This is a genomic window from Micromonospora sp. C31 (assembly GCF_018070575.1).
Taxonomy (GTDB): domain Bacteria; phylum Actinomycetota; class Actinomycetes; order Mycobacteriales; family Micromonosporaceae; genus Micromonospora.
In genome coordinates this window covers 360023-371439 of sequence record NZ_JAGPXN010000001.1, presented here as the reverse complement: position 1 = coordinate 371439, position 11417 = coordinate 360023, and the positions used below count along the sequence as shown (strand labels likewise).

Below are 11417 nucleotides of genomic sequence, written 5' to 3'. Positions count from 1 at the left end.
CGTTGCCGCGACGGTCACGGACCGGGAACACGGGCCGTCGTGGTCGGCTGGGGCAAGGAACACGGCGGGGGAGCCGGCCCGACCACGACGGACGTCTGGGTGCGGGTCAGCTGCCGCGGTCGTCGGGTGCGGCCCGGAGCGCGCCGCCCGGCTCGTCGAGCGGGAGCACCTTGACCCGTTGCCTTCCGGAGCGGACCGCGCCGACCGTGGCGAGGGCCCGGGCCAGCAGCAGCGCGGCGTCGCGCTCCTCGGCGTGCACGATCTGGCGGCGCGGTTCGGGTGCGGTGGTCTCGTCCCGCAGGCGGCCACCGCACGCCCAGGCGGCGGCGATGTCCACGTCTGCGGCGGCGCGGATGTCGGTGCGAACGATCAGGAACCGCATGCGGGTCTCCGGATGAGTCGCGACGGTGGGGAACGGGTGGAAGTTCCACGTCACTCTGTCGTCATGTTACGCCGCGTGGTCGTTCCATCAAGTCAAACGCGACGATTGGTCCGGAGCCTCGTCCGATCAGCGGATGCCTGGTCGGCGGGGTGGGGCGGGGCAGACACGACGGGGCCGCCGGCACACTGCCGGCGGCCCCGCGATCTCGACGGATCAGTTCAGATCGAACTGTCCGTCCTTCGCGCCGGTGATGAAGCCCAGCCAGCCCGCCCGGTTGAACAGCAGCACCGGACCACCCTGGTCCTTGCTGTCGCGCAGGGCCACCGCGGCCGGTCCGGTCCTCAGTGGCGCGACCTCGACACAGTTCGAGGTCTGGCTGCGCGTGCTCTTACGCCACGGGGCGTCCGCGAGCTGGGCGAGTACGGACGTCGTGTTGCGGATCTCGTTCATCGTGCCACTCCTGAGGTGAACTGCTCCGATGGAACGAGTGGCGCCGCACGACCCGACGGTGGTCCCCCGTGCTCACCGCTCCGTCAGGCGCCCGGAGTGCCGGCGACGCTGGGTCGGCGCCATTGTCGACCCGTACGTCACCGCGGGCGCGGTCGCCGTGCCGGGCAGCCGCCCCGTCGCCTCGATGAGCCAGGAGCGGGTGTCCGACTTGGAGAGCGCCGCCGTGCATAGCCACTCGAACACCACTTTATAGCGATTTAGGGCGTTTACCTCGGTCGACATGACGTCGGTGAACCCCCCTTCGATCGCGAGCGTCTCCGGATCGAGCGGATCCGCGAACCGGTAGACCGAGAACGCGGTCGGCGGGAGGTACCAGCTGCCGATCTGGGTGTCGCGCGGCAGCACGTGCAGCGTGACGTTCGGCAGCATCGCCAGTTCGCAGAGCTGCACGAGCTGCTCGCGCAGCACCTCCGGCGGCCCGGCCCGGCCGCCGAGCGCCGCCTCCTCCAGCACCGCCGTGTAGCGGGGCGCGTCGACCGCGCGGGTCAGCAGCGACTGACGGGCCAGTCGGGCCCGCACCTCGGTGTCGATCTCGTCGCCGGCCTCCGGATCGCCGGCCTCCTCGCCGACCTGCCGGGCCGAGGCGATCCGCACCGACGCGTAGCCCGGCGTCTGGAGCAGGCCCGGCACCAGGACCGGGTTGTATTCCGAGATCTCCGCGCAGCCCGCCTCCAACTCGGCGAAGCTGCGCTGCTGCTGGGTCATCACCGGGAAGTTCCGCAGCCAGCCGCGGATGTCGCCGGCCTCCTGCGTGATGCCGAGGAGTTCCCGGCGCAGCGCCTCGTCGGCGCCGTAGAGATCGAGCAGCGCGCGGACGTCGTCCGGGTCCGGGCGGCTGCGGCCGTTCTCCAGCCGGGACAACTTGGACGCGGACGCCCAGCCGATCCGCTCGATGACCTGGTCTCCCGTGAGACCCGCGACCTCGCGCAGCCGGCGCAGTTCGGTGCCCAACCTGCGGCGGCGCAGGATGGGGCTGGGTGAGGCAGGAGGCACGACGTCCTCTTTTCCCGTGGACCGCCGCAGACGCGACGGTAACTGTATGAAATTCGCCCCCCACGGCCAGTATGGACGGCGCGCCTCCCGCCGGAGGTCCCGGTGGGGGCGTGTCTCGCAAAAAATGAGGACCGTGGAAGGGCCCGACGTCCCGTACGACGCCGTCGGCCCGCCCGCGTCACCCCCGACCGCGCCATGCCGCGCACCACCCCCGCCGGAGGGACCCCATGCGCACCGTCCTGCGCCGCCCGGATTTCCGTCTGCTCTTCGGCGGCCTGCTAGCCAGCATGGCCGCCGAGTCGATCCTGCTGCTGGCCCTCGCCATCTGGGTGAAGGACCTCACCGGATCGGACGGGCTGGCCGGCGCCACCATCTTCGCGGTCATCGCCCCGATGACCCTGGCCCCGCTGGTCGGATGGATCGTCGACCGCTATCCCCGACGCCCGTTCTTCGTGGCGGCCAACCTGGCGACGGCCGTGCTGCTCACCCCACTTCTCGTGGTGCGGGACCGGACCGACGTGTGGATCATCTACGTGGTCGCGGCCCTGTACGGCCTGTCGTACATCACCCTCAGCGCGGTGCTCAGCGGCCTGATCCGCCAACTCGTGCCGGTGGAACTGCTGGCCGAGGCGAACGGCGTGCTGCAGACCGTGCGCCAGGGGCTGCGGCTGATCGGCCCGCTGGCCGGCGCCGGGCTCTATGCCGCGGTCGGCGGCTGGATGCTGGCCGTGATCGGGATGGTCGGCTTCCTGTCGGCGGCCGTCGTGGTGGGCCTGATCCGGACGACGGAGACACCGCGAACCGGGGCCGGGCTGCGCTGGCCGGCCGAGGTGGGCGCCGGGCTGCGGCACCTGGCCGGGGAGCCCGCGCTGCGCCGGGCGCTGCTCGGCTACGGGCTGGGGTCGCTGGCGATGGGCTTCAGCGAGTCGCTGATCTTCGCGTACGTCGACCAGGGGCTCCGCCGCGACGCCGCGTTCGTCGGCGTGCTGGTCACCGTGCAGGGCGTCGGCGGCCTGGTCGGTGGGCTGCTCTCCCCGGCCGTGGTGCGCCGCGCCGGCGAGGTGGGCACGCTCGCCGCCGGGGTGGCGTTCTTCGGGCCGGCCTCGCTGGCGCTGGTGTACCCGAACCTCTGGCTCGGCTTCGTCGCGGTGCTGCTGGCCGGCGTCTCGCTGCCGCTGACGATGGTCGGGCTGCACACGCTGATCCAGCGGCGCACCCCGCCGGGGCTGCTCGGCCGGGTCGCCGCTGCCTCGGAGGCGGTGGTGAGCGGCCCACAGGCGCTCTCCATCGGCGCGGGGGCCCTGCTCGTCGGGGTGCTGGACTACCGCGTCCTGTTCGCCCTGATCGGGGTGGTCACCCTGCTCGCCGGCGGCTACCTCTGGCAGGGCCGCAAGCTCAGCCCACCGCCGCCCGTCCGGATCCCCGCCCCCCGCCGGCCCGCCGACGGCTTCACCCCCGCCCACCCGGCCGGGGGCCAGCGGACCGAGGCCGGGGGGCAGGAGGTGGTCGGCACGACCCCACCGAGCCCGGGGCGCTGAGCTGCCGGGCCTCGTCGCCGGGACCGCCCCGGTGGTACGCGACGAGCGGCCGACCCGGATGGGGCGGCCGCTCGTCGTCGGTGACGCGTAGGGTCAGGCGTCGATCGTCGCCAGGTGCTGCTTGACCTGGACGATCGAGGGGTTGGTCAGGGCGCTGCCGTCGGCGAAACGCAGCGTCGGGACGGTCTGGTTGCCGCCGTTGACGCTCATCACGAACTCCGCGGCCTTCGGGTCCTGCTCGATGTCGACCACCTCGTAGCCGATGCCCTCCCGGTCGAGCTGCGACTTCAGCCGGTGGCAGTAGCCGCACCAGGGGGTGGAATACATCGTCAGCATGGTCAGGTCCTCCAACGGTCCGCGTGGCGGCTTGCCGATCAAGCCCAGGCTAACCGCTGCAACGTTCGGTGGAGCTGAGACAATTCCTCGCTGTGGCGGTTCACTCAGCATCCGAACGCGTGCTCGCCGGGCTCGACCCGGAGCAGCGCTCGGCGGTGACCGCCCCCGCCGGCCCGGTCTGCGTCCTGGCCGGCGCCGGCACCGGCAAGACCCGCGCCGTCACCTCCCGGATCGCCCACCGGGCGCTCTCCGGAGAGATCTCCGCCCGGCACGTGCTCGCGGTGACCTTCACGGCCCGCGCCGCCGCCGAACTGCGGGCCCGGCTCACCGCGCTCGGGGTGGGTGGCGTCCAGGCCCGCACCTTCCACGCCGCGGCGCTGCGCCAGGTGCGGTACTTCGCACCCCGGCTGCTGGCGGGGCGGGCCATGCCCGAGCTGCTGGACAGCAAGGTCCGGCTGGTCACCCTCGCCGCCGCCAAGGCGGGCCTGCGCACCGACCGGGCGGCGGCGCGCGACCTCGCCGGCGAGATCGAGTGGGCGAAGTCGTCGCTGGTGGAACCGGGGGAGTACGTCGTCGCGGCGGCCAAGGCGTTGCGGGACACCCCGCACGAGCCGGCCCGGGTCGCCGAGGTCTTCGTGGCGTACGAGCGGCTCAAGCGGTCCAACGGAGTGATCGACTTCGAGGACATGCTGCGCGCCGCCGTCTGGGGCATCGAGGAGCACCGGGACGTCGCCGAGCAGGTCCGCGCCCAGTACCGGCACTTCGTCGTCGACGAGTACCAGGACGTCAACCCGCTTCAGCAGCGGCTGCTGGACGCGTGGCTGGGCGGGCGGGACGACCTCACCGTGGTCGGCGACGCCAGTCAGACGATCTACTCGTTCACCGGGGCCACCTCGTCCTACCTGGTCGACTTCCCGCGCCGGTACCGGGGCGCGACGGTGGTCCGGCTGGTGCGCGACTACCGCTCCACCCCACAGGTCGTCGGGCTGGCCAACGCGGTGATCTCCCAGGCGCGCGGCGCCGAGGCGCGGCTGCGCCTGGAACTGGTCGGCCAGCGCCCGCCCGGCCCCGAGCCGGAGCTGCGGATCTTCACGGACGAGCCGGCCGAGGCCAACGCCGTGGCCGCCCGCTGCCGCGCCCTGGTCGGCGCCGGCACCCCGGCGAAGGAGATCGCCGTGCTGTTCCGGACCAACGCGCAGTCCGAGGCGTACGAGAAGGCGCTGACCGAGGCGCAGGTGCCGTACGTGGTGCAGGGGGCGGAGCGGTTCTTCGAGCGGGCCGAGGTCCGGCAGGCGATGGTCGCCCTGCGGGCCGCCACCCGGTCGATCCCCGGGGAGACCCCGCTGCCCGCCGCCGTGGTGGAGGCGCTCACCGCGGTCGGCTGGGCCCCCGACGCCGCCCCGGCCGGCGGCGCAGCCCGCGAGCGGTGGGAGGCGCTCGCCGCGCTGGTGCAACTCGCCGAGGAGTACGCGGCCACCCCGCAGGTGCTGCCGATCGGGCCCGCCGCCTCGGTTGAGCGCCCGGTCACCCTGGCCGACTTCAACGACGAACTGGCCCGCCGGGCCGCCGCCCAGCACGTGCCGACGGTCGACGGGGTGACTCTGGCCTCGCTGCACTCCGCCAAGGGCCTGGAGTGGGACGCGGTCTTCCTGGTCGGTCTCTCCGAGGGCACCCTGCCCACCACGTACGCCAAGACCGTCGAACAGGTCGAGGAGGAGCGCCGGCTGCTCTACGTCGGCGTCACCCGGGCGCGGGAGTGGCTCTGGCTGTCGTACGCCTCGGCCCGCTCCCCGGGCGGGCGGGCCCGGCGGCCCTCGCGGTTCCTGCCGCAGCTCGACCGCTCGGGCGGGGCGGAGCGGGCCGGGGCTGCTCCGGCGGCACGCCGGTCGGAGCGCCGCCGCACCCAGATCGTCTCCTGCCGGATCTGCGGCGCCACCCTGCTCGCCGGGCCGGACCGCAAGCTCGGTCGCTGCCCCACCTGCCCCTCGGACATCGACGAGGAGTTGCACGAACGGCTGCGCGAGTGGCGCCAGCGGGTGGCCGGCGGGCAGCGGGTACCGGCCTATGTGGTCTTCACCGACGCCACCCTGGTCGCGCTCGCGGAGCGGCGCCCCGGCCGGGCGGAGGAGTTGATCGCCATCGCCGGCATCGGGCCCCGGAAACTCGGCCTCTACGGGGAGGCGGTGCTGGCGCTGGTGGCGGGCGCGGCGGTCGACGAGATCTGCCCGGAGAAAACTTTCGAAATTCCGCCGTAAATTCGTTTGCCCTCGCCCGGTGGCGAGGAATAGCCTCATGACACACCTCGCGAGCAGCGCCATTCTGGCTGCTCACGGGGGTTGGAGACCGTATCGGCACGAGTGAACGTCAGAGGAGGTGGCCCCCATGGAGATCGTCTACATCTGCGAGCGTCCGGCGGCGCTACCCGCTGTCGTCGCTCCGCTGTCGGCTGTCCGGGTGGCCCTCGCCACTGCGCGACCGTCGGTTTCCCAGGTGCACCGGGTCGAGGCTCAGGCCGAGCTGGTCCTCGCCGTCGCGCCGAACGGGATCCAGGGCACCAGTGGCTTCACGGGCAAGGGCGTCGATGCTGCCAAGCGTCACATGGACGTCCGCGGAGTTCCACCTCGAGGTAGACCGGTCTGATCCACAGACCACCGGCTCACCTCGAGGCCGCGGAACCCGCTACCGGGATCCGCGGCCTCAGTTTTTTGCCCGTCAAGTACGTCGGAAATGCGATCCACGAGATCGAAGTGAGAGAGAGGTGACCGGGCGATGAGTCTGGCGTTGGCCCCGCTCGACGTGAGCGTCGAAGTGGAGGCGAACCTGCCCTGCCGGAAGTTCGACCCCGACCTGTGGTTCTCCGACTCGCCCGCCGAGCTCGAGCTGGCCAAGTCGCTCTGCGGGGACTGCCCGCTGCGCGTCGAGTGCCTGGCCGGGGCGGTGGAGCGGGCCGAGCCCTGGGGCGTGTGGGGCGGCGAGATCTTCGAGCGTGGCGCGGTCGTCCCGCGCAAGCGGCCCCGGGGCCGTCCGCGCAAGGAGGACGTCGCCCGCGACGCGGCGCTCCGGGTCGAGGCCGAGGCGCGACTGGCGGCCAGCGGGCTGTCCGAGTCGCGCACCGCGGTCCGGCTGGCGGCCTGACATGCACCCGACCCAACCCACCCACGCCGGTGTCACGCCGGCGACGAGAGAGCTGACGACCATGCTGAACATCCTTGACGGAGTCGCCGAGATGCAACTACTCCACGAAGCGTTGTCCCGGGCCCGAATGCGCCGGCCTCAGGCCGGTCGTACCACCACGCGCACTGAGGCAACCCTTTCCGCCCGTACCGTCGCCATGAACAGCCGCAACCGAGCGGCCCGCGACCTGGGCGTTCTCTGATACCCACCGAATGCTGAGGGGCGGTGGCCGGAAGCCGGCCACCGCCCCTCAGTGCGCCCCACGCCCTGTGCCGCCGCGCCGGGCGGTCGTCCAGGCTGCTCAGCCGCCGCGTCGGAGGGCTGCTCAGCCGCCGGCGGAGGGCTGCCCAGCCGACGGGGCGAAGCCGGGCAGCCAGCGCTCCAGGATGCCCCGGTAGGGCGCCTTCGCCTCCAGTTGGCAGAGCACGCCGATCGAACCGAGCGTCACCCGGTGGATGAGCAGATACGACGGCGGCAGGTTGAGCTGGCGGCTCAACTGGTAGGCGGGAGAGCGAGGGCTGGCCAACCGGGTCGCCTCCGCGCGTAGCCAGGCCCGGGTGAACCGGAACTCGTCGGCGGCGATGGGCTCCAGCATCGGACGCAGGAAGTCGAGCACCGCCTGGGCGTCGATCTCCTCAGTGGAGGAGATGAAGCCCTCCGCGCGCAGGCCCGCCACGACCCCGTCGGCGTCGCCCCGCAGCGCCAGCCCGGCGATGCGCCCGATCGGCTCGGGCGTGCCCTCCGGCATCCGGGCCACCGCGCCGAAGTCGATCACGCCGAGGCGGCCGTCCGCCAGCAGCCGGAAGTTGCCCGGGTGCGGGTCGGCGTGCAGCAGCCCGGCCCGTTGCGGCGCGGACAGGTGCAGGATGGCCATCAGCCGGCCGGCCTCGTCGCGCTGCTCCTCCGTGCCCTCGCGGATGATCTCCGCCAGCGGGGTGCCCTCGACCCACTCGGTGACCAGGACCCGGGGCGACGCCGAGACCACCGCCGGGATGTGGATCTCCGGATCGTCCGCGTACGCGGCGGCGAAGGCGCGCTGCGACTCGGCCTCCAACTCGTAGTCGAGTTCCTCGGTGATCCGTTCGCGCAGCTCCGCCAGGAGCGGCTTGACGTCCAGGCCGGGCTGGATGGCCCGGAACATCCCGCCGAGCCGGGAGAGCTGCTTGAGGTCGGCGAGCAGGGCGTCACCGGCACCCGGATACTGGATCTTGACGGCCACCTCACGGGTGTTCGGCGCGCCCGACGCGCCGTAGCCCGGCTCCCGCCACACCGCCCGGTGCACCTGACCGATGCTGGCCGCCGCGGCGGGGGTGTCGTCGAACTCCACGAACCGGTCCCGCCAGTCCGGGCCGAGCTGCTCGGCCAGCACCTTGTGCACGGTGGCCGCCGGGAGCGGTGGCGCGGCCTCCTGGAGCTTGGTCAGAGCCTGCCGGTAGGGGGCGGCTATCTCCTCGGGCAGGGCGGCCTCGAAGACCGACAGCGCCTGGCCGAACTTCATCGCACCGCCCTTGAGCTGCCCCAACACGCTGAAGAGCTGCTCGGCGGTGCGGTGCTGGATCTCCGCCGAGATCACGTCGGAGGCGAGCCCGGTGACGCGCTTACCCATGCCGAGGACGGTCCGCCCGGCGAAGCCGAGCGGCAGAGCGGCGAGCTTGGCGGTCCGGGACACGGCCCGGCGCGGGATGTCGGTCACCCGGTCATTGTTACCGACTCCGGGGGCCCACGGCTGCTCTGCCGTCGGGCTGGGTGCCGGGCCCCGCCCTCGGGAGGCGTCACCGGTGTCGTCGGGAACATCCGCAGGAGGGGTGCGGCGGCCACGTTCGGCGGCGGAACCGTCCCGCCCCGGCGATCTCCACCGCGCAGCCCAGGGTCTCCGGCGTACCCCCGTCGAGCTGCGCCAGTGCCTCGGCCGTCGCGTACGCGGCGGCGGCCAGGAGGGTCGCGGTGGCGCATGCCTGCTCGCCGGTGTCCGTGGCGAGCTGGGCGGCCAGCGCCGGCCAGTCCGGGTCCCGGTCCGTCCGGTGCAGGTCGAGGCAGTGCAGGCAGGGCCCGGCGGGCGGGTGGACGAGGGGACCGACGACGGGCACGCCCTCCCGGAGGCCGAGCAGCAGGTGCGGCTGGCGGCGCTGGGCGTGACCGGCGGCGAGCAGGGCGGCCGGTCGGTCCGTACCGAGCTGGACGACCAGGTCGACCCGCCCCCGCCGGAGCGGGGCCGTACCCGTGCCGGGAGCGGCCCGCTCGACGGCGTCGCGTACCGCCTGGGCGAGCGGACGGCCGAGCGCGGCGGCCGGGATGCCCGTACCGACCAGGTCGGCCGGCCGCACCGGGCCGGCCAGGTCCGCGTGCACGTGCCCTACCCCGGCCTGGGCCAGCGCCAGGGCTAGGGGGGCGCCGAGGCGGCCGGTGCCGCTGACCATGACCCGGGCGGCCAGCCGCCGGCGCAGCACCTGGGCGGGCGTGCCGGGCAGCCGCGCCGAGGCCAGGGCGAGCGCCCCGGCCTCCGCGGTGAGCCGCGCCCGCGGCGGACCGGCCAGGTCCTTCGGCAGCAGGGTGTGCGCGGGTACGACCAGGCCCGCGGCCCGCAGCGCGTCGAGCAGGGTACGGGCCTCGTCGGGCGCCACGTCGGCGGCGACGGCGTGCGCCAGGACGATCCGCTCGCTGCGGGTGCCGTCGAGCAGGTCGAGCAGGCGGGCGGCCCGGGGGTCGGCGATCTCCAGCAGCACGGCGCGGCCGGGCTCGACGCCGAGTTGCAGGGTGTGGCGGTTCCGCCAGAGCCTGGTGAGGCCCGGCAGCAGGGTGGGCCGGGGGAGCGTGGCACGGGACATGACACGAATCGTGACCGTGACCGTGCTCACCGTCGATCGTTATCCACAGATGGGCCGTGCCCTGTCCAGGGCTGTCCACAGGAAAACCCGGGTTATCCACAACTCGACGGTAACCATGTCGGCGAGCCGACAGCGGCGGGCGCCCGGCATGGGACCTCGTGCGCCGATCTGGGTGGGGGCCGCGTGCGCCGGGCTGGGCGGGAACCGCGTGCGCCGGGCTGGGCGCCGGCTCGTGCGTCGGTGCGACGGGAGCTGGTGCACCGCCCGTGCGCAGGCGGGCGGTCGGGGTGAGTCCGCGGCCCGGGGCGGCGGCGGATCAGGCGTTTTCATGCCGGAGGGGACGGCCGACGGCCGCCCCCTCCGACGCATCCGTTCAGGTCAGACCTTCGCCTTGCCCAGGATGCGGTTCACTGTTGTGCCGCAGACCGGACACTTGCCCTTGGCCATGTTCATCCCGGTCTTCGACACCTCGACGCGGCCCTCGAAGTCCCGCTTCTCCTTGCACTTGACGCAGTAACCGTTGTAGGTCTGGGCCTGGTCGGCCACGGTGCCCTCCTCGTCTCGTCCGCCGGCCGATGCCGTCCCGGCGGGGTTCCCGGCGGCGGGCCACTCGGGCACCGGCGCTGGGTCGTTCTCCCACGGCCACGCTCGTGACCGCTGGTGCGCGGACCCTACCCAGGTCTGGGCGGTTCCATGTCAGCTGTGCTTCGTCACTGTGAGCAAGTCGACGTCGAGAGTGTGCATGGCGAATTACGTCTGATAAGTCAGTTTGGCGGGGACACGCCGACCGAACCCGGTCAGATGCCCCGAGCGGGGCACCCCGAGCTGCGCCCGCTACGGAGATCACCTACGGTGGGGATGCGGCCCGACCCCGGCCACCGGTGCGAGCCCGTCGTACCCGCCGACGGCCGCCACGAAGGGTGACGGCGACGATTCGGCGCGGCCCGGCAGAAGATTTTTTGGGACTCCGTCCGACCAATCACCATTTTCCGGGCGGGTGTCCGGGTGTTGACCCTTGCGGACCCCTGGTCAGTACGCATTAGCTTTCCTTCGTGACAGGAATCCGAGGCTGCGCGGCCCGCTGATGGCAGGGGCGCGGAAGCCGGTCGTCGAGGTGCGGCGCAGCCAGCGTCGGCGACGCACGGTGTCCGCGTACCGCGATGGCGAGCGGGTCGTCGTCCTCATCCCCGACCAGTTCTCCCGGGCCGAGGAGAGCGAGTGGGTCGACCGGATGCTCGCCCGGCTCGCCGCCAGGGAGGGGCGACTCGCCCGGTCCGACGCCGAGCTGCTCGCCCGGGCCACCCGCCTGATCAAGATCTACCTCACCGAGCACGGCACACAGGCCGTGCCGACGAGCGTCCGCTGGGTGACCAACCAGAACGGCCGGTGGGGGTCCTGCACCCCGGCCGACGGCACGATCCGCATCTCGCACCGCGTTCGGGACATGCCCGACTGGGTGATCGACTACGTCCTCATGCACGAGCTCGCACACCTCATCGTGCCCAGCCACAACGCCCGGTTCTGGGCGCTCGTCGCGCGCTACCCGAAGACCGAGCGGGCGCGCGGCTACCTGGAGGGTGTCGCGGCGGCCTCCGGCACCCCGCTGACGGACTGACCCCGTCGAGGCATCCCCGCCCGCCGCCCCGGCCCCCGCCGCCC

At 73.2% G+C, this 11417-nt stretch carries 12 protein-coding genes; 5 read left to right on the top strand and 7 right to left on the bottom strand.

The features are described from left to right. Positions 1 to 106: 106 nt before the first annotated feature. From KBX06_RS01685 to KBX06_RS01675, 3 genes are all read right to left on the bottom strand, one after another. Positions 107 to 382: a hypothetical protein gene (locus KBX06_RS01685; RefSeq protein WP_210832374.1), complete on the bottom strand. Its 276-nt coding sequence runs from the start codon at positions 380 to 382 to the stop codon at positions 107 to 109. 213 nt (positions 383 to 595) lie between these two features. Next, on the bottom strand, positions 596 to 832 hold the full coding sequence (locus tag KBX06_RS01680; protein WP_210832373.1) for a DUF397 domain-containing protein: 237 nt from the start codon (positions 830 to 832) through the stop codon (positions 596 to 598). A 72-nt stretch (positions 833 to 904) separates the two neighbouring features. Next, on the bottom strand, positions 905 to 1885 hold the full coding sequence (locus KBX06_RS01675) for a helix-turn-helix transcriptional regulator (protein WP_210832372.1): 981 nt from the start codon (positions 1883 to 1885) through the stop codon (positions 905 to 907). A gap of 227 nt (positions 1886 to 2112) precedes the next feature. Here KBX06_RS01675 and KBX06_RS01670 point away from each other — a divergent pair, with 227 nt between their 5' ends. Beyond that, complete coding sequence (locus KBX06_RS01670; protein ID WP_210832371.1) at positions 2113 to 3423, top strand: MFS transporter; 1311 nt, start codon at positions 2113 to 2115, stop codon at positions 3421 to 3423. Between the two features lie 93 nt (positions 3424 to 3516). Here KBX06_RS01670 and KBX06_RS01665 read toward each other — a convergent pair whose 3' ends face one another. Continuing rightward, the gene (locus KBX06_RS01665) at positions 3517 to 3759 is read right to left on the bottom strand and encodes a mycoredoxin (protein WP_210832370.1); all 243 of its coding nucleotides are present in this window, start codon (positions 3757 to 3759) and stop codon (positions 3517 to 3519) included. A 92-nt stretch (positions 3760 to 3851) separates the two neighbouring features. Here KBX06_RS01665 and KBX06_RS01660 point away from each other — a divergent pair, with 92 nt between their 5' ends. The 3 genes from KBX06_RS01660 to KBX06_RS01650 all read left to right on the top strand — a co-directional run bounded on the left by KBX06_RS01660 (position 3852) and on the right by KBX06_RS01650 (position 6894). Next, positions 3852 to 6014 carry an ATP-dependent DNA helicase UvrD2 gene (locus tag KBX06_RS01660; protein ID WP_210832369.1) on the top strand — a complete coding sequence of 721 codons (2163 nt, stop codon included), beginning with the start codon at positions 3852 to 3854 and terminating at the stop codon, positions 6012 to 6014. A 127-nt stretch (positions 6015 to 6141) separates the two neighbouring features. Then, on the top strand, positions 6142 to 6399 hold the full coding sequence (locus KBX06_RS01655; protein ID WP_210832368.1) for a hypothetical protein: 258 nt from the start codon (positions 6142 to 6144) through the stop codon (positions 6397 to 6399). Positions 6400 to 6528: 129 nt separating this feature from the next. Further along, on the top strand, positions 6529 to 6894 hold the full coding sequence (locus tag KBX06_RS01650) for a WhiB family transcriptional regulator (protein ID WP_210832367.1): 366 nt from the start codon (positions 6529 to 6531) through the stop codon (positions 6892 to 6894). A 364-nt stretch (positions 6895 to 7258) separates the two neighbouring features. On the opposite strand, the gene KBX06_RS01645 is transcribed toward KBX06_RS01650, so the two are convergent. The 3 genes from KBX06_RS01645 to KBX06_RS01635 all read right to left on the bottom strand — a co-directional run bounded on the left by KBX06_RS01645 (position 7259) and on the right by KBX06_RS01635 (position 10304). Then, entirely contained in the window at positions 7259 to 8626 is a 1368-nt protein-coding gene (locus tag KBX06_RS01645; protein WP_210832366.1) for an AarF/ABC1/UbiB kinase family protein, read from the bottom strand. Positions 8627 to 8705: 79 nt separating this feature from the next. Next, a complete protein-coding gene (locus KBX06_RS01640) occupies positions 8706 to 9758 on the bottom strand; it encodes a TOMM precursor leader peptide-binding protein (RefSeq protein ID WP_210832365.1) in 1053 nt (350 codons plus the stop codon). Between the two features lie 378 nt (positions 9759 to 10136). After that, positions 10137 to 10304 carry a DUF5679 domain-containing protein gene (locus KBX06_RS01635; RefSeq protein WP_012014940.1) on the bottom strand — a complete coding sequence of 56 codons (168 nt, stop codon included), beginning with the start codon at positions 10302 to 10304 and terminating at the stop codon, positions 10137 to 10139. 538 nt (positions 10305 to 10842) lie between these two features. On the opposite strand from KBX06_RS01635, the gene KBX06_RS01630 reads away from it, so the two are divergent. After that, entirely contained in the window at positions 10843 to 11373 is a 531-nt protein-coding gene (locus tag KBX06_RS01630; protein WP_210832364.1) for a M48 family metallopeptidase, read from the top strand. The last annotated feature ends 44 nt before the right edge of the window (positions 11374 to 11417 follow it).

What these genes read in the sequence shown, in the direction of transcription:
- KBX06_RS01685 (WP_210832374.1), bottom strand. Translation starts at nt 382, where the DNA reads ATGCGGTTCCTGATCGTTCGCACCGACATCCGCGCCGCCGCAGACGTG.
- KBX06_RS01680 (WP_210832373.1), bottom strand. Translation starts at nt 832, where the DNA reads ATGAACGAGATCCGCAACACGACGTCCGTACTCGCCCAGCTCGCGGAC.
- KBX06_RS01670 (WP_210832371.1), top strand. Translation starts at nt 2,113, where the DNA reads ATGCGCACCGTCCTGCGCCGCCCGGATTTCCGTCTGCTCTTCGGCGGC.
- KBX06_RS01665 (WP_210832370.1), bottom strand. Translation starts at nt 3,759, where the DNA reads ATGCTGACGATGTATTCCACCCCCTGGTGCGGCTACTGCCACCGGCTG.
- KBX06_RS01655 (WP_210832368.1), top strand. Translation starts at nt 6,142, where the DNA reads ATGGAGATCGTCTACATCTGCGAGCGTCCGGCGGCGCTACCCGCTGTC.
- KBX06_RS01650 (WP_210832367.1), top strand. Translation starts at nt 6,529, where the DNA reads ATGAGTCTGGCGTTGGCCCCGCTCGACGTGAGCGTCGAAGTGGAGGCG.
- KBX06_RS01640 (WP_210832365.1), bottom strand. Translation starts at nt 9,758, where the DNA reads ATGTCCCGTGCCACGCTCCCCCGGCCCACCCTGCTGCCGGGCCTCACC.
- KBX06_RS01630 (WP_210832364.1), top strand. Translation starts at nt 10,843, where the DNA reads ATGGCAGGGGCGCGGAAGCCGGTCGTCGAGGTGCGGCGCAGCCAGCGT.